The organism is Paenibacillus sp. FSL H8-0048, from assembly GCF_038002825.1.
GTDB lineage: Bacteria > Bacillota > Bacilli > Paenibacillales > Paenibacillaceae > Paenibacillus_AQ.
This window is the reverse complement of record NZ_JBBODF010000001.1, coordinates 5,722,725-5,739,907: the sequence shown is the minus strand read 5'-3', so window position 1 is coordinate 5,739,907 and position 17,183 is coordinate 5,722,725. Positions and strand designations below refer to the sequence as shown.

The following is a 17,183-nucleotide window of genomic DNA, read 5'->3' as shown; positions in this document are numbered from 1 at the left end:
GTATTCTAGCGTTTGTCGAGCAGTCTGGCTATCGTGCTTCCCGTGAATTGAATCAGCTGCACCAGTACAATCATCACGAGAATGGCGTAGATCATCACTTCTGTCTCGAAGCGCTGATACCCGTAACGGATGGCGAAATCGCCCACGCCGCCGCCGCCGACAACCCCCATTACGGTTGAAAAAGAAATGAAGCTGATCGTAGATGCAGTAAGTCCCAGCACCAGCCCTGAACGGGCCTCTACATATAGAAACTTGAAAATCATTCCCGGCTTCGAGGCCCCCATCGACAATGCCGCCTCAATCGTTCCCCGCGGAACCTCCAGTAGTGACTGCTCCACCAGCCGCGAGTAATACGCAATTGCAACGATGGATAGCGGCACCGTGGCCGCCAGTGTACCGATCGCCGTACCCACAACCAGACGGGTGAACGGAATCAGCGCCACCACCAGCAGCAGGAACGGAAAGGAACGGACGACATTGACGATGCTGTTCAGCACTAGAGACAGTCCTCTATTCTCATATAATTGGCCTTTGCGGCAAAAATACAGCAGCGTCCCCAGCGGAAGGCCCAGCAGCAGTGCAGCACCTATGGAAATACCGACCATAACAAAGGTCTCTCCGATAGACTGCCACATCTGATCCTGGTATTTCAGCATGCTCTCAAACATGGGTGGCCCCCGTTCTGCCCGTGATCCGCTCCCGGAAGGAGCCTGAATGCGTTCCCGGCGGGAGGAAGCCGCCCTCCCCGCGGGAGAAGGAATCTACGATCCGTCCGCCCTCCATGACAGATACCTCGGAACAGATGCTCCGCACGACATCCAGTTCATGGGTAACGATCACAATCGTTACGCCCAGAGAAGCATTGATATGGCGCAGCACCTCCAGAATATCCGCCGTGGTGCCCGGATCAAGCGCAGATGTAGGCTCATCGCACAGCAGCAGCTTCGGATTGTTCGCCAGTGCGCGGGCAATTGCTACCCGCTGGCGCTGTCCGCCGCTGAGCTGGGCCGGATATTGCCCGGCTTTGTCCGCCAGGCCTACGAAATGCAGACATTCCTCCACCCGCTTCATCCGCCCTGCACGCGGTACTCCAGCTAGCTCAAGAGAAATCGCCACATTCCGGCTGACAGTGGCATTGCCGATCAGATTGAAATGCTGAAAGATCATCCCGATTCTCTGCCGCTGCCGGCGCAGCTCCTTGTCCGGCAGCTCCGTAAGCCGCTGCCCGTCAACTATAACCGTTCCTTCATCCGGCCGCTCCAGCAGATTAATCAGCCGCAGGAGCGTAGATTTGCCCGCGCCGCTGGCGCCAATAATACCATGAATGGCACCCGCCTGTACTTCAAGCGATACCTGATCGACAGCCGTATAAGGGCCGTCCTTCAGAGTGAAGCTCTTGCTAACCTGACTCAGCGAAAGAATATAAAGCCCCCCTACAGACTGCCTGGACATGCTCCCTAAACCTCAGGACTTATTGTACTATAATTATTTAAAATCTGTTTCATTAAAAATCTCTTTAAATAATAAGGTATTTCTTCTGCTGTGTCATCATTTTTTTTCAAAATGATTGCTAACTCCTTGGAAGAGCAGAGCATTATAAGGATGCTCGTGGCTCTATGGGATTATTCAGATCTAGTTATCCGGTGTCGGCCGTTGCCCGGACATACCGATAAATGCGCTAAGCTTGAACGGTTCATTCTTTCCTCCATTGTTAGCTGAATTTGAATCCATTGCTGTTGTCTCCTTAGCCCCCCCATAAAGCACCTACATAGTGTGCTGTCTTTATTTTGTATGCACTTACACAATTAAATTATAGAGGTAAACGTCCGCCTAAATACTACCGCACTAAAGCGTCCCCGAGAATTTTAGAATTTGGCATTCCGGTACTCATTCGGTCCCACATGCAGCTCCTTCTCGAACCGTTTCAGAAACTGTCCGTAATTGGCATAACCGACACGTTCAGCAATTTCCGATAGCTTCAGCCTGCTCCCGCGCAGGAGCTCTGCGGCCGCTTGAATCCGCAGATGATGCAGCTGCTCATTGAAGGTCATCCCGTTCTTCTTAATCAATAGCTGCCCCAGGTATACCGGATGCAGGAAGAAAATCTCGGCCAACTTCTGAATGCTCAGGCTCTCCTGATAATGCTCTCCGATGTATTGATTGATCTCCCGGACAATCCCATGCGATTTATAGTTCTGTTCACGCACCAGCAGATCTATGGCCTTTCCGCCGTAGGACAATAAGCGGCTGAGCAGCCCGCTCAGCGGGGTCATCGCCTGCTGAATCTCTGATACCTCAACACCCGAGGCCATCCCGCCCTCTTCGCTTGCGGCTTCTGCCCCGGGTGCGAGTTCGAAGATCCTGTACATGAGGTGGATGCCGAATTTGCGCACCACCTCCGGCGCCACCTGCTGTTCCCGGAAGCTGCGGGCCGCCGCCTCCAATGCCTCGCGGTAGCCGTCCGCGTCCAGAAGATTCACGCTACTCAGTAAAGCATCCGTCAGCCCGATATGGTCATAGTGATAACTGAAGGGCTTGCCCTGCACCCCACTGTAAGCCAGCACCCCAGCCTGCTCCGGCTCGTAAAAGAAATGCAGCAGAGTCTCTTTGGCCCGGCCATAACTACCCTCTATGGAGAACAAGGAGTCCTCCGGGGTTCCCAGCGCAATATGGACATTCCCTCCACCGTACTCGCGCAGCAGGATGTCCAGCACTTCAGCTATGCCGCCAGCGTCCCCGCTGCCTGCTGTCATCCCGTGCACGATCCCGAGCAATCCCGCCTCCAGATCAATCGTTATCAATGCTTTATATCCGGCCAGCAGAGAGACTGTGCGGCTCCTCACCTCTGTGTACAGCTCCGGGACCGTATGGATCAGGCAAACATTCCAGGAAAGGATTCCCTTCGAGCCGGGCAGAGTCTCCAGCCATTCCATAAGCTCGGGTTCTCCCTTTTTACCATATAACAGCCCTTTGATTAAGGTTGCCGCCTCTTCCCCGGAAGCTGTCTCATGGATTCTTCTCCGGTTCGTCTCCTGTTCCAGCTCCAGGCGGATCTCCCGCAGCTCCTCCGTAGCCTCCTCCGGGAAGACCGGCTTCAGCAGATAGTGATTAATTCCGTAGCTGATAGCCGTGCGGGCATATTCGAACTCACTATAGCCGCTCAGAATGACGAACTTCGTCGAATCCTTCCCCTCCTGCCGCCACTCCCCGATCATCTCCAGACCATTCATCAGCGGCATATGGATATCGGTAATGACCAGATCCGGCTGAAGCTGCTTCATCATCTGCAGCCCTTCCCGGCCGTTGCCGCAGGTTCCGCACAGCTCGAAGCCCAGCTCCTGCCAATCGATCCACATCTCCATACCTTCCAGAGCGCTAGGCTCATCATCGATTAGCAGCACTTTATATTTCATCGTCTATACCTCTCTTTCCGGGGAATAATTCTGTTCAAGCAGCTTCAGGGGAATGCCAATAGTCACTACGGTTCCCTGATCCGGCGTGCTGGATATCTCGAAGCGCACCTGATCTGCGTAATTCAGCTCCAGCCTGCGGTATACATTGCGAATCCCGATGTGGGTGCCCGAGTAATCCTCCTTACGCACCGCGAACATCAGCTCCTTCAGCTTCTCCGGCTCCATGCCCTTACCATTGTCAGAAACTGTAATCTGCAGCCTGTTTTCCAGCACGGCCGCAGCCACCTTGATTACCCCCAGCCCCTCAATCGTCTGCAGGCCGTGCTTGCAGGAATTCTCGACCAGCGGCTGCATGCTCAGCTTCGGTATTTTATAATCCAGGGACTGCTCATCGATCTCAAAGGTATAATCGAATTTATCCCTGAACCTGAATTTCTCAATCCTCAGATACATGTCGATAAATGCAATCTCCTCGCGCACCGGCACCAGATCCTCCTTCCAGCTTAGCAGTCTGCGCAGTAGCTTCGACAAGCTTTTCACAATATCGGTGACATCGTTATAGTTGTTCTTGGTACAGACCACCAGAATCGCATTCAGCGTGTTGAACAGGAAGTGGGGGTTCATCTGGCTTTGCAGGAAATTCAGCTCCGCCCTGACGCGCTCCATCTCCAGGTTCTTGCTCTGGATCTCAAGCTTGTACACGTCATTGATCAGGGAGTGAATTCTGGAGGTCATCCGGTTAAAATTGTGGATTAGCCTGCCGATCTCATCCCGGCCCTCATCGATAGCAATCAGCTCAAATTTCTCGTTCGTCACCTTCTGCATATGCCGGGCCAGGCGTTTCACCCGGTAATTATAGGAGCGCAACATGATGTAGATGAATATGCTGGTCAACAGAGTAAGCGTGGTCGCCAGCCCCGCTGCGTACAGCCGGATATCGAGAACCGCCTGGGAGATCCGCTCCCCCTGCGTAATTCCGATAATCCGCCAGCCTTTGAGATAATTCGCCGCCCCTACAGCCATCACCCGCACCCCCTCGCTCTCGTCCTGGCTGTCGCCCCACTGATCAAATACCGGATAGGGATTATCCGTAACGTGCTGATAACCGCTGTCCGCTGACATCACAATCTTGTTCTCCCCATTAATCAGATATAGGTTCAGGTAATCCCGTTCACGGACGATAATGTCATAGATCTCACTGATGTCCAGATCAATCCGCAGCACCTTCTCATAATTGTTCAGATTAGGGTAATTGTCCATGGTCTTGATAATGCTGAGCGTAGGGATGGACGAGACCAGATTTTGCTCCTCCGTTGTCCGGTAAGCCGCAACATATATTTGGGTGGTGGCCTTCTTCGCCTGCCGGTACCAGTCACTGTACCATACTTTATTGTTCGTCACCTGGTAATTGCCCCCGGATACAACTGTCTGGTTATTCGTGTAAATACTGATTCGTTCCAGCTGATTATTGACAGGCATATAGCTGTTCAACCGGTCTCTGAGCTGTTCGTTGAACATGCTGTAGAACTCGATAGAATCCGTATAAGTGCGGTCCAGCATCTCGTACAGGTTCTTATCCGCAGCCAGCGTGTAGCCGACAGAGACCCCCCCTTCAATAAAATCATGAATGTCCTTCCGCGCCCGTTCCATGGAAATCTCCAGATTCTGCTGTTCCCGCGATTTGATGAGATCTGTAATCCGCTCCAGAAATACCAGATTCAGCACCATGATCGGCAGGAGCACACCCACAATGTAGATAAGATAGAACTTGTAGCTTAGCGGAATATCATTGACGATGGTGCCGAATTTAATCCGTTTTGTCGTCATCCCACACACACCCGGCTTTCTTGTAATTTCGGGGTCTCCGCAAAGGTTCTGAGTAACCTTCGAAGCCAAAGCCTCGATTTGCGGGGTTAACTAGATTTATTCTTATGGGCATTCTTGTACACCGAAGGTGATGAACCCACCTTATTCTTGAACTTGTCGATGAAATAATCCGTATTGGCAAAGCCTACCTGCACCGCGATATCCGATATCTTGAGCTGTGTGCGCTTGAGCAGGCTCTTGGCTGCTTCGATCCGCTTCTCATTCAGATAATCGCTGAAGCTGCGCCCCGTCTCCTTGCGAAACAGCTGGCCCAGATAAGCCGAATTCATATGAAACTGCCGGGCGAGATCCTGGAGCTGCAGCTTGCTGCGGAATTCCAGATCGACGTATTGAATCACGTTGTAGATCGTGTTCCCCTCGTTATTAGCCCGTAGCTCGATGAGGTACGCCGCTGTCTCCAGGCAGAGCCGGTCCACATACAGACTGAGCTTGTAATAATCCGAGAGTCCGCCCAGGTTGCCATACTCCTTATGCATCGCACACATGATCTGGTCGGGATCTCCCTGCATCTCGGTAATGCTCCGGCATAAGGTCATCTCCAGATGGGCTACCTCGGCCTGTGCAGCTTCAATGCTCACCCTCTTGGCAGTCATAGCTGAGAAGGCTTCCCTGGCAGCGGCCCGGATTCTCTCCGCCACGCCTTCCTTCACCTCATTCAGCACACGCGTAAAGTATCCGTCTGTAAATTCGGGAGACAAGCGGGCCGTACGCAGATCATTGTAGTAGAAAATCCCGCCCCGCTCCTTCCGGTATTTAAGCCCCCAGACCTCAAGCGTTTGGGTGTACAGCTCCGGGATGGAGCGCAGGCCGCTTCCCCGTCCGCTGATCATTACAGCCACCGGCACCCCCAGCTTCTCTGACTGCACCTTCTGTACCTGGGAGGCGGCCGCCTCCAGCGCTTCCGGGGACAGTCCGGCTGAGCGAACCAGGAGTCCGGCCCTTCCGGACGGGTCGTGGAACACATAGCCCAGGTGCTCCGGGAAGCCTTCGGTATCCCCTTCGTTCAAGCTCACTGTGCCTGAACCTGAAATGGCAGCAGCAAGAATGCATTGCAGCTCTGTATCAGGCTGAAGCCCCAGCAGACCGGAGGCGGCATGTTCCAGTTCCTCACTCCAATCCCCCTGGACACATCGGCTGATCAGATTATGTACCAGGATGTTGCGCTTCTTCTGCCCCTCTAATCTGGAAGCGGTTTCATTTTGGATAATAGTACGGATCTTCCCCAGCAGTTCCTCAATCTCCTCATCATCCACCGGCTTCAGCAGATAGCCGTCCACTTTATGACGCAGCGCGATCCGGGCATAGTTGAAATCGTCATACCCGCTCAGGATCACGAACCGGGGCGGCGGGTCCACCGTCTCCTTCACCGCCCCAATCAGCTCCAGGCCGCTCATCACCGGAAGATTGATATCCGTCAGCAGCAGATCCGGCCTGTGCTCCCGGATCAGCCGCAGCGCATCACCGGCACTAAGCGCTTCGGCACATACCTCGAATCCGGATTTCTCCCAGTCCACCATCGTCCTGAGTCCTTCCAGAACCCAAGGTTCATCGTCTACAATCATGACTTTTAGCATGAGCTCACCCACCTCAATCATCTAAATTTGGTAAGTAATAGAATTACAAGTAATGCTAACATACAAGTTTAAGGTTGTGAATGTTAACTTAAAACTCAGAGCGTGGCCGTCCCTGCGGTGAACATTTGGACTTCCGGCCGCTGCCGTAATTGGATTTCCTTATGGGGAACGCTCCTCTTGGTAGAAATCCAAATACAGCCTATGCTTACGATGCGAGCTTTCCTTCGAAAAGCTTTCAGGCGGTCGCTACCGCTCCTACAGCTCCAAATTTCCCCTCCGCTTCTTTTTGCTTTTTGTTTATTTCTTCAGTTCTTCTTATCTACACTTACTCATTAAAAACAGGGAAGACCGCAGCCATTATCGTAAGGTTGTGGTCTTCCCTGTTCTTTTCAGCAATTAGATTTATCGTGCACTGGATATTGATTAGGCAGCACTATAGATCGATTCATACGGTACCAAACCCATTATTCAGTTTCTACCACGAATCTTTTTATTACTGTATCTCCATCAAATACATAAATTCTTTCACAATTCGCACATTTACATTGTAACCTCGCCATAGACCTCTCTCCTTTAGGATATTAGCAAATTCCTTCATTGGTCCAAATTTCAACTTTATCGGGAATTGTTCCGTTAGTATCATCATTCCAAAAAAAATACATTTTTCAGGTTAATAAACAGTGAATTTCTAAGTAAACATAGATTCAAAGCGTTTGTCTAAGTTATCACTCATTAAAGTCAGTTAGACTGCCTCCGCCTGAGTGAGCAGCTTTTGGACGTCTGTTTCCGCGGACTTCTATCCTTTATTTATCCTTTTTCGCTATCTAAAACATTAACAATCGTTTCTTTCATAATAGATACATTCCGATCTTTTAGTGTTAAAAGCTTAATAAGAACTTGTATGGCTTTTCTAAAGCTCACTGAACTTGAACCTACAGATCCATGAGCCCCTATGCATATATATATCTTGCCAGATGGTACCTCAGTAGTCATATCTTCAGATAAATCTCTTATTTCTCTTAACATAGCATCTACATATTCTTCGGGTATCCCAAGTCTTACCACTTCGGGTTGCATGGCAATTACTTCATGAATAATGTCACCTTTTTCATAACCTATTTCAACTTCCACCTCTAAATTATCTTGAACTGATGGATAATAGGAAAGTCCAACAAATCCATAGTTACTTACCATTCGAGCGGCTATGATAAGTTCAGCAGTAATTGAACATGGAGCTACACCTAATGTGTTTGAAGCAAAGACTTCCATCTTTTTTTCTCTTGATGGATACGGGGCAATTGGAAACTCATCCACCCAAACTCTTCCACTTCTACATTTACCTAAATCATCCAATTTAATTTGCATTATTTATTCAACCCCCAAAATTCTTTCCAACTACTGTTAAACCACTGTGATAATGCTTCTACTACTTCAGGATGGTAGACAGTAAACTCTGATACATTATACTTTGCAAAAGCAGCCTCATGAGCAGCTTTATAATCCATTCCTGCTGCCATCATTGTCGATTCAGCAACCCCATGTAAGTAAAAGCTAGCATCTGCACCGGTTAATTTATCTCCGTTTGCTAGAGCCTTTTCTAATCTTTGTAACATCATTTTATTCCCATCAAAATCGTCAAAGTTAGCAAGATGTGTTTTAACTATATTTAATCCCTTTTGTGAAACTATGATTGAATTTCCTTCTATTTACCAAATGCTCCCGCTTTTCCTACATACTCCGAGAAATAAGCTCCTGTGCTAACCGATTTACTAGCACCAGAGGCTGCTCTAATTTCAAGAGCCCAAGCAAGCTCTGGTCCCAATCCAACTAGTCCATCAATAAAAGAATTACATCCAAACCAATTACAGAAATCCCCCACTTTGTTATCCACTACGTTTGCAGCACGGTTTGTAGCATTATCTAGTGCTTTATACCAGCTAGGTTTTGGGGCGGCACCATCCATTAATCCGCCTCCACCTCCCCCAAAATCATATGCTTTAGCTGCATGTCCCGTTGGATCAATATAAATCAACGGATTATTATGCACGTAAGTATACAAATTCTGCGTCAGAGGATTGTCAATCAACTACTGAAACTTTATTTTCCCCTGCAGAGGGAAAGGTAAAAAAGACCTTGAAGAATGATCTCCTCAAGATCTTTTTTAGAATTACTTCAGCTCTTTAGTATAGTTTACTAAAAGGCAGTTCAAACATATCTAATTCATTTTCAACAACCTTAATTTTAAATGCTACTACAAAATAACGCTTGTCATTTGATGATAGAACTATGATATTTTCAAGTCTCACACCCTTATCAATTTTCCCTTTGATATAAAGAAGATCCTCATTCGTTGCTTCTTCAATTTTTAAATTTTTAAGGATATATGGTAATTCTACATAAGTAACATCAGTAAAAATAATGTCAATATTCTTAGCGTTATCAGCGCTTTTAATGCTTCTTACTAGTAATTCTCCATGACTAATGTGATAATACCAAAGTTTAAAGACTCTACTGCTATCAAATGTTTTGAACATGTTTTCGTCTGCCTCCCATATATTACTCAAATGGATTAGGAACTTTTTTCCCATTCTCATACCACGTAATTCTTCCCCATACTTGAGGATTTGACTTAATTTGAAGTAACTCCCAATCAGTTGCTCCCCCCGCCCCTCTAGCTGCCCTTGATACAGAAGCCCATGGACTATCTATGCCTGTAAGATTAAATTCTATCTTCACATTTGCATTATTCAGTCGTTCTAATACAGTTACTTTCCAATCCTGGTCGAAGTGTTTCCAAGTCTTCGCTCCTTGACCAGCTGCAAAATCGTCTAGATAATCCCTAAGTCCTAAAGCAAATTTTTCAGACTTGCCCAAATCATTAACTACTCGCTCAACTTTCAAAGCTTTTTTTGCACTGCTTATTAATGCTTTTACATTAGACGCTACTTTGATAGCACCATTCTCCACAAGTAAAAAGTTTCTTTTTACAAACTCTGATGCGGCTGCTCCTCTTACATCCATAGAGTATCTTCCGTCACCCATAATTTGCGTTAATTCAAACTGATTCATATCTGAAAAATGCTTAAATTCCAAACCATCGCCACTTGAACCACCATCTGAACCAATGCTGTCAGCGCCTCTTGTCATTATATGACCAGTTGGATCACTATAAATCAATGGATTATTTACTACATACGTATACAAATTCAAACTCAACGGATTTGTAATCTGCCCCTCATACGTATCCTAGTTTATAAAGCGGCACTTTGAATAAAGATGGTGGCAACTGAGAATGAAATCCCAGCTACCACCCATTTTATCATCCCGCCTGTTGTACAGGTGTATTAGGCATCACGTAGGCTGACTTTTTCTTCATCATGACGTAGATGATATTTACCAGCTTCCTCATTAAGCACACAATCGCTTGCTGTTTCGTCTTCCCCTCTGCTATCTTTCGCTCATAATAAGCATGAAAATAGGCATTCTTTGGCTCCCTCTTGGTACGGGTGACACCAATCTGACGAATCGCAAGGCTCTTAATAATCTCATGTAATACCCGATTGCCCTGCTTACTCTTACAATTTCGAAACTTATTACCTGAACCTACGATGACTGGTGCAATGCCAGCGAATCGGGCAAGTTTATCGGAGGAAGAGAACCGGTGAATATCGCCAATCTCTGCCACAAGCTGTGCTGCTGTCACCACATTGATCCCTGTCATGGATTCAAGCTGGAAACCAAGCTGCTGCATCAAATGCTCAATCTTACCCTCGATACTGACCAATTGTTCTTGGAAAAACCGAGTGGATTCCACCTGACTCACCACAACTGAATCTCTTGAATCCTGAAAATCCCGATACGTTTCTCCATCTGCGTCGATCAGAGTAAGAATTTGATTAGCCTTCTTATGAGACAATCCATTGTTGCTGTGCTTTCGCAAGAAGGCAGCAAGGGCTTCCTCAGACATGTCCTTCAAAGTATAGGGTGAAGGGTAGGTTTCCCAGAAGGCAAGCGCCGTTTTCCCCTCTACTTCAGAGAAGAACTTTTTGTAACTGGGATAGGAATAGCTAATCTGCTGATGCATCTTTTTTACCGCTTCCGTTAAAATCTTAGACAACCATTTGCGCTGTGTCACAAGCTGGCTAATTGCCCAGAACAGATCAACGGGCTGGGCATCCGGCAGACGCTCCAACTCGTCTCTGAGCACCTTGGCAACACATTCCGCATCCCAGCTATCCGACTTCTGAACAGTCACATGGCTCTTTCGTCTGGCGTTAGCGAGTTTTGCATTCACTTCCTTCACCCAGCAACGATTGTCTTTCAGATACACGGCAAGCCCTCTGCCGTAACCTCCAACATCCTCCAGTCCATAGACAACGGACAAGCCCTTCTTGATGTACTTTTTTAATTCTTTAAGCAGCAAGGGAAAGGCAGACGGCTTGTTATCGAATTTTAGTTCCCCTAGTTTCTTGCTCCAGCAGTCAATAATGACGGCTGTATGATGTTGTTTATGCAGGTCAACTCCTACATAGATTAGATTCTGCTGTTCAATCATTTTCTTTTGCTCCCTCTGTATTTGAATGGTTATTAATGGATTCGATTCGTTACATTCAAGAATCTTTGCTGTCCTTATCGCTTGATCTGTATGTATCCAGCCCATTAGTAACCACTCAAACGAGTGGCGAAAACATTAGGGATAAACAAGTTTGCATCCTCAGTTCGAGCGGTCGATGCCGCAAAGATACGTTAGCAATCTCTTGTTTTCGATAATGCTTAGAAAGCTGTAAGTTTTAACATCCCAGCAACATGTGACTTCTCCAGACGTACATAAAGCAGGTCTAGCCGCAGTTCTTCTGTGTATTCGTGAATCTTATCTATAATTCTCTCCGCTGTCGGTAAGTCAATTTCCGCAGCTTGTTCATGTGTAATTTGAAAAATGGCATTTTCGTAAGCGGCAGTGGTTCGGAGACTTGTTAGAAGCTGATTTTCTTGCTCCACCAGCAACTCATAATTGTCTTGTAATATCGTCACAAGCACATTCCCCCAGACTGTAAGATCGCTTGATGTTTACCGTCTGCTTTGATCTGCCCATAACGATACGTTCCTTGGTAAAATGCTTTACGATCTAGAATTCGTTTGACCTGTACTTTGGTAAACCTCTTCCCTTGTTCTGTTGTGAATCCTTCTTCATTTAACTTCTCAGCTAAAGCCGACAATGACCATTCAGGATGTTTATCTTTCAATTCAAATAGCCGCTGAACCGTGGATGCCTTCTGTTCGTCAATGAACATTTGCTTTGATCCCCGCTTCCCTTTGTAACCAAAAGGAATACCTCCACCTGCAAACTTGCCTTCGGAAGCCTTTTTATTACGTCCACGTCCCAGCTTTATAGCAATCTCTAGCCGCTGATAAGCATCCAGCAATTCCATCAAACCGTTAATCAAGAAGTCAGATGGATCTTTCTTAAAAATACTATAGGTTGGTTGTTCAATACTCCGAATGTCGATATTGCGCTTTTTCAGCTCCCGATGGACAAGGACTTTGACAATATCACTTCTCCATAATCTGCTTGTGTTCAGAACAACAACGTAATCCACCTTGTGACCCGATATATAGGTCAGCATGTCTTGGAAGCCCTCTCGTTCGACTTCTAAGGCTTCCTCGTCCACTTTCGCCCCACTGATGCCCTCGTCTGTAAAAACCTGAACCAGGTGCCATCTCTGCTGCTCACAGTACGACCGAATCTCGTCTTGCTGGTAGGACAAGCTGTAGCCATCCTTCACCTGACCTTGCGTACTGACCCGTGCATAGCCTATGACATTCATGTATAATCCTACATCGTTACGGAAATTGTAATCAGTGTAACTCTTAACAGTTCCACATTATGATTATATAACCTTTAAGAGTTACATTCAATGATTTTCCAGACAACTTCATGATATAATCTTTCTATATTTAGCTGCTGGAATGATGGAGGAAGACATGAAGATAAAGATTCGATTAAAAGATATATTAGATCAGCGTGGAATGTCACAAAGACAACTTGCCCGACAAATGAACCTACGTCCAAGTACGATCAATCATCTCTGTTCCGATTCAGTAGACAGAGTCTATATCCGAACGCTGGAAGCGATATGTGAAGCCCTAGACATCTCCATCCATGAACTGATTGTTGAAGATGCTGAAGCTTAAGGTTTCTAAATACAAGTCGGGTCGGACGCTGGATGTGCTACGCCCTATTCCTCAATAAGAATCATGCTTTTTGATGTAAACCACCCCCGGGTGTTTTCCTATCGTAATGGTGAACATTTTCCGGAAGGTAGGGGTTGAAATCTCTTTATTTTCAAGTACAATAGAGACTATGTTATTTTTATTTCATCCAGCATGTTGGACTTTTTATCGTTATCGGCAAAATAACGTGTCCGTCGGTGAGGATGTGTCTTCTAGCTATTTATAGCAAGACGATCTAGGCAGTTCCCTTGGGGGATTGCTATTTTTTTTGCCAAGTTTTTGCGATTGGCATACGTAGATGATGTATAAAGCTGCCTTAATACGGATTCATCAAACATGCTTTGCAGTAGTTGGAAACCAAGAACAGTTTCGATCTTGGATATGTTCTCTCTGTTCTCCATTAGCCAAGACAAATCCATATCGCTGACTTCCTCTGGATACTCAATCTGTACAAGTGTCCTCTCCATCGTGTAGTCAAAGAATAGTTTTTGGAGTAATTCTACTGCCTTTTTCGTTGGCGAGAATCTTCTCAGATCATTGTCATTAGGTCGGACTTCTAGTCGAAGGATACCTTTAGAACGTTCAATAATCTCGTTTGATTCTTCTTCCTTTCGAGTCTGCTTATGCTTATCATAAAACATAATTCTGCTGCTCTTGTTCCGGTATTCAACGGTCTGTTCTTGGTTGTACGCTATTGTATTCTTGTAAGCAAGCTGCTGCCTACTTAGCATCCGTACATATTCACTGACCTTCTTACCTACTTGAAAATTGCAACAGACATCACATCGGCTTATTATCCATTCAGAGTGTGGAAGATACACATCAAAGAGCTGGAGCAGCCTGTCTTGCAATTGTTCAAAGAACAAGGGGATATCTGCTTCTGTGAGCATCGTAACGTTGTCTCCATATAGAAACTTCGGCATGGATACTTGTACCGTGAGTGTTTGGCTACCCTCGATATACTTCATGTATGGCAACTTTTCACCTTTAAACGTATAGCTTGTGTTCAATGCACCTGTTTCTTTGCTATAGAATGTAGTTAAATTAGAGCTATGTTGATTCAATATAGCTGGATCAATAGGAATAGGTTTTGCTTTCAGTATGATAGTGTCAAACATATGAAACCTTCTTTCACTTCTATATAAATTGAACGAAAGAATCTAGCAATCAAAGTCGAACGCATAGGCGGTCAATGATTGCACCTGGGTTTTCCATAATTTCATCCATAAACTGCCCGACGCGCAGACGGATTTCGGAAACGCTGGAATAGAAGACGTTATTGATTACACTGGATTTGAGCCATTTCCAGAGACCTTCTACAATATTGAACTGCGGGCTGTAGGGTGGCAGAAACACAAGCGTTAGCCGTTTGTTTTGTTCTTTCAGAAACGGTTGAAGCAGCTTAGCATGATGAATTCGAGCATTATCTAACACGAGAACCAGTTTTCCCGTTGGATAAGCCAAGAGGATTTTCTGGAGAAAGGTAAGAAACGTTTCAGCGGTATAGTGTTCGTCTTCTTGCCAAACGATTTGTCCCGTCACATAGTCAACCGTGGCGAGTAGCTTGACTCCGCGATGCTTACCTGTGGTTGGAATGATTCGCTGTTTTCCGCGAAGAAACCAGGTTTTCTGAATCGCTTGATAATCCCGGATCATTGATTCATCTTCAAATAGCAAGTGATCGATTTCATCGTTCAGTACCTTTTTTTCAAGTCAGGAAAGGTCGTTTCAGCAAACTGGCGTTGCTTTTCTGGATCTGCTGCCGCAAGCGTGTAGGTTGGTTTCGTGTAGCTGAGCCCTAATCGTTCCATGACCTTGGAGATCCCTCGGAGCGAATAGCGGTGACTCCATTCTCGTTCCACATAAGCGGCAATGAGCTCAAGCGTCCAGTTGTGTTTAGCCGCAAAGCCAACCTCATGCGGAACCGAATAGGCGATCGTCTGTTTCAACTGATCCTGCTGTTCCTTCGTCAGCCGAGTAGGTGCACCTGATGAGTACTTCAGTTGCAAGGCTGCCAATCCACCGTTTTCGTATGTGTGGATGTAGCTGCTCACCGTCATTCGGTTTCGATTTAGAATGCCAGCGATCGCCGTCATGGATGTGCCCTTCAAATGCAAATAGATCGCTTGGTAACGCTCATACATGCGTCGCTCTTTAGCTTGCTTCATAGCCTCTGTTAGTTTTTCCAGTTCGGTATGCTTATCCATGACGTTCCCCACTTGTCCGTTTTTATAGATCTGTTTCTTATTCGACAAATGGTTCGTTTTTCCTTGCCGAGGTTTGCTAAAAACTTTGATTCAACTTATATAGTAGTCTAAAATATTGGATGTGATTGGAGATGTTATAAGAATGAGAACACACGGCTGGAGTCCGGCAATTGTTCAACTCGTGTCTATCTTTTTCATCGTGTTCACCACCTCATTAAGGTTTAATTCCTGTTTCTTCAAACAGCTTGTCAAGCTTCTCAAAGAACTGTTTCTGTTCGTATTTAGCAAAATCGGGATGTACTCCCCATTCGTTATCCCGGTGAACGAGATAATATAAGACCAATTCCAATGCTGTCTTTTTATTACGGTTCTGTTCTTGGATTACTGCCATTACATCTTCAAGCCGTTTAAAATCCTCATTTTCTTCATCATTGACCAATACTTCCAACTGTTCAATCAGCCGTTCCTTTTTTTGCTCTTCATGAATATACTCAATGAGCTGCCTATTATGCGAATAGTGCTCTGTTGTTGTATATTCATATCCTTCATCATCAACGCCTGTCAGCTCAATTTCCTCATGTTCATCTGTTTTGGTTAAGTAAACCATAAGAATTTCCGACTTTTCAGATGGAAGCAATTCCTTCTGGAATAGGGTCTTATCCTCGATCCCAAATAACTCAGACAATTGCTCAAGATGTGGTTCCGGTATCTTCCGTCTTTCTTTGATCCAGTCCTGAAATGTCAAACATTAAGTCAAAAGAAAAACCACATGTAACAATCTCACATGTGGCAAGAATGGATATTAATATTAGATTTCCGAAAGACTTATTGCCTTTAGCAATGCCTCCGCTAGAGAAAACTCATTTAATTTTCCACCCAAGAAAAAGGTGTTTTCCTCTTGATGAACATATCCCTTCTTATCTGAATACGTAGTAGGTGTAACTTGATAACCTTCCTCATCCCAATGTAAATTAACAACTTTCTTGTTTTTAATTGCTTTCTTGTAACCCTTTATTTTTAAGTGCTTCTCTATTGCAGTAATCTTTGGAAAATCGCTATCGACTTCCTATGAATAGCATCGTTTAAAACTTTCTTCTATGACAGATTGAAGTTCTTCAGTACCATAAGGATGTTTTAGCTCTACAATACTGTTAATTTCAGCAGTAACATTATGAACTACCCATATTCCATGCGGCACAAAGAACAGGTCATTACTCTTATCCACATAAACTGTCACATCTTTGAAATCAAAATTCAATTGAATCACTCCTATTCAACTATTTTAACTATTATTTGTCCTCCTCTGTTACTGCCTTCAGTTATCGCTTAATCTAGTTGACGGGAGTATAAGTTCACTTGTCAGCTATAAATTATATTACAATTATTTCAACACCGTGAAGCTAGAATTCGAACGTTAAGTAAAAAGCCATATGCAGCAAATCCGCATATGGCAAAGACAAATAATCCTATTTCTGAAAGGTATTTTTTTAGCAATACTTCAATTACTCAAGTTCATCTAACATCTTTTTAATATTCTCTATATCCTTTGTAAGACTCTTAGCCAAAATTTTATTCTCTTCAGAATCACGTGTTGTAAAATCTATTCCACCAAAAAAATCAATATGCAACAACATAACTTTTTGCTTTATCTCATTTTTAGCTCCAGTATATTTTGTATCATAAAATTTGTTTAATACATCCATTTTGGAACGGACGACACCTACATGTTGAATATTGATTTCAAATATTTCAAGAATCTCCGATACCCTCTGTTTAAAATCATTTATATCAGCATTGTTATTTTTTACATTCACCTTAGAACACCCCAATATCAATATAATTACAATAAACAGTAGTAAAGTTCTTCTCAT

The 17,183-nt window shown here is 45.2% G+C and carries 19 protein-coding genes; 1 reads left to right on the top strand and 18 read right to left on the bottom strand.

The window, feature by feature from the left end:
* Positions 1 to 5 precede the first annotated feature (5 nt).
* The 13 genes from NSU18_RS24845 to NSU18_RS24785 all read right to left on the bottom strand — a co-directional run bounded on the left by NSU18_RS24845 (position 6) and on the right by NSU18_RS24785 (position 12,699).
* On the bottom strand, positions 6 to 668 hold the full coding sequence (locus NSU18_RS24845; RefSeq protein ID WP_209994116.1) for a methionine ABC transporter permease: 663 nt from the start codon (positions 666 to 668) through the stop codon (positions 6 to 8).
* Positions 661 to 1,422, bottom strand: a complete 762-nt coding sequence (locus NSU18_RS24840) for a methionine ABC transporter ATP-binding protein (RefSeq protein WP_341151097.1) — start codon at positions 1,420 to 1,422, stop codon at positions 661 to 663. The genes NSU18_RS24845 and NSU18_RS24840 overlap by 8 nt, the downstream gene beginning before the upstream one ends.
* A gap of 443 nt (positions 1,423 to 1,865) precedes the next feature.
* On the bottom strand, positions 1,866 to 3,413 hold the full coding sequence (locus tag NSU18_RS24835; protein ID WP_341016734.1) for a response regulator transcription factor: 1,548 nt from the start codon (positions 3,411 to 3,413) through the stop codon (positions 1,866 to 1,868).
* A 3-nt stretch (positions 3,414 to 3,416) separates the two neighbouring features.
* Complete coding sequence (locus NSU18_RS24830) at positions 3,417 to 5,240, bottom strand: sensor histidine kinase (RefSeq protein WP_341150301.1); 1,824 nt, start codon at positions 5,238 to 5,240, stop codon at positions 3,417 to 3,419.
* 86 nt (positions 5,241 to 5,326) lie between these two features.
* On the bottom strand, positions 5,327 to 6,874 hold the full coding sequence (locus NSU18_RS24825) for a response regulator transcription factor (protein ID WP_341150300.1): 1,548 nt from the start codon (positions 6,872 to 6,874) through the stop codon (positions 5,327 to 5,329).
* A gap of 807 nt (positions 6,875 to 7,681) precedes the next feature.
* On the bottom strand, positions 7,682 to 8,239 hold the full coding sequence (locus NSU18_RS24820; RefSeq protein WP_341016730.1) for a hypothetical protein: 558 nt from the start codon (positions 8,237 to 8,239) through the stop codon (positions 7,682 to 7,684).
* A complete protein-coding gene (locus NSU18_RS24815; RefSeq protein ID WP_341016728.1) occupies positions 8,239 to 8,487 on the bottom strand; it encodes a hypothetical protein in 249 nt (82 codons plus the stop codon). The genes NSU18_RS24820 and NSU18_RS24815 overlap by 1 nt, the downstream gene beginning before the upstream one ends.
* A gap of 89 nt (positions 8,488 to 8,576) precedes the next feature.
* A complete protein-coding gene (locus tag NSU18_RS24810; RefSeq protein ID WP_341016726.1) occupies positions 8,577 to 8,960 on the bottom strand; it encodes a hypothetical protein in 384 nt (127 codons plus the stop codon).
* 94 nt (positions 8,961 to 9,054) lie between these two features.
* Positions 9,055 to 9,408, bottom strand: coding sequence for a hypothetical protein (locus NSU18_RS24805; protein WP_341016725.1), 354 nt, complete (start codon positions 9,406 to 9,408; stop codon positions 9,055 to 9,057).
* Positions 9,409 to 9,430: 22 nt separating this feature from the next.
* Positions 9,431 to 10,090, bottom strand: coding sequence for a hypothetical protein (locus NSU18_RS24800; RefSeq protein ID WP_341150299.1), 660 nt, complete (start codon positions 10,088 to 10,090; stop codon positions 9,431 to 9,433).
* Between the two features lie 103 nt (positions 10,091 to 10,193).
* On the bottom strand, positions 10,194 to 11,429 hold the full coding sequence (locus tag NSU18_RS24795) for an IS110 family transposase (protein WP_341150298.1): 1,236 nt from the start codon (positions 11,427 to 11,429) through the stop codon (positions 10,194 to 10,196).
* 218 nt (positions 11,430 to 11,647) lie between these two features.
* Positions 11,648 to 11,905, bottom strand: coding sequence for a hypothetical protein (locus tag NSU18_RS24790; protein ID WP_341148583.1), 258 nt, complete (start codon positions 11,903 to 11,905; stop codon positions 11,648 to 11,650).
* On the bottom strand, positions 11,902 to 12,699 hold the full coding sequence (locus NSU18_RS24785) for a recombinase family protein (RefSeq protein WP_341150297.1): 798 nt from the start codon (positions 12,697 to 12,699) through the stop codon (positions 11,902 to 11,904). Before NSU18_RS24785 ends, NSU18_RS24790 begins: the two co-directional genes overlap by 4 nt.
* Before the next feature lie 157 nt (positions 12,700 to 12,856).
* Between NSU18_RS24785 and NSU18_RS24780 the strand changes: the two genes are divergently transcribed.
* Positions 12,857 to 13,066, top strand: a complete 210-nt coding sequence (locus NSU18_RS24780) for a helix-turn-helix domain-containing protein (RefSeq protein ID WP_341148585.1) — start codon at positions 12,857 to 12,859, stop codon at positions 13,064 to 13,066.
* Positions 13,067 to 13,317: 251 nt separating this feature from the next.
* Here NSU18_RS24780 and NSU18_RS24775 read toward each other — a convergent pair whose 3' ends face one another.
* The 5 genes from NSU18_RS24775 to NSU18_RS24755 all read right to left on the bottom strand — a co-directional run bounded on the left by NSU18_RS24775 (position 13,318) and on the right by NSU18_RS24755 (position 17,183).
* Positions 13,318 to 14,223 (bottom strand): hypothetical protein, encoded by a 906-nt coding sequence (locus NSU18_RS24775; protein WP_341016720.1) that lies wholly within the window; start codon positions 14,221 to 14,223, stop codon positions 13,318 to 13,320.
* A gap of 49 nt (positions 14,224 to 14,272) precedes the next feature.
* Positions 14,273 to 15,312, bottom strand: a protein-coding gene (locus tag NSU18_RS24770; protein ID WP_341149910.1) for an IS630 family transposase whose coding sequence is annotated in 2 segments (ribosomal slippage) — positions 14,273 to 14,812 and positions 14,815 to 15,312 — 1,038 coding nt in all. Because the reading frame shifts where the segments join, the coding sequence is not laid out codon by codon here.
* A gap of 214 nt (positions 15,313 to 15,526) precedes the next feature.
* Positions 15,527 to 15,997 (bottom strand): hypothetical protein, encoded by a 471-nt coding sequence (locus NSU18_RS24765; protein ID WP_341150296.1) that lies wholly within the window; start codon positions 15,995 to 15,997, stop codon positions 15,527 to 15,529.
* A gap of 381 nt (positions 15,998 to 16,378) precedes the next feature.
* Positions 16,379 to 16,570, bottom strand: a complete 192-nt coding sequence (locus NSU18_RS24760; protein WP_341150295.1) for a hypothetical protein — start codon at positions 16,568 to 16,570, stop codon at positions 16,379 to 16,381.
* A gap of 244 nt (positions 16,571 to 16,814) precedes the next feature.
* A complete protein-coding gene (locus NSU18_RS24755) occupies positions 16,815 to 17,183 on the bottom strand; it encodes a hypothetical protein (protein WP_341150294.1) in 369 nt (122 codons plus the stop codon).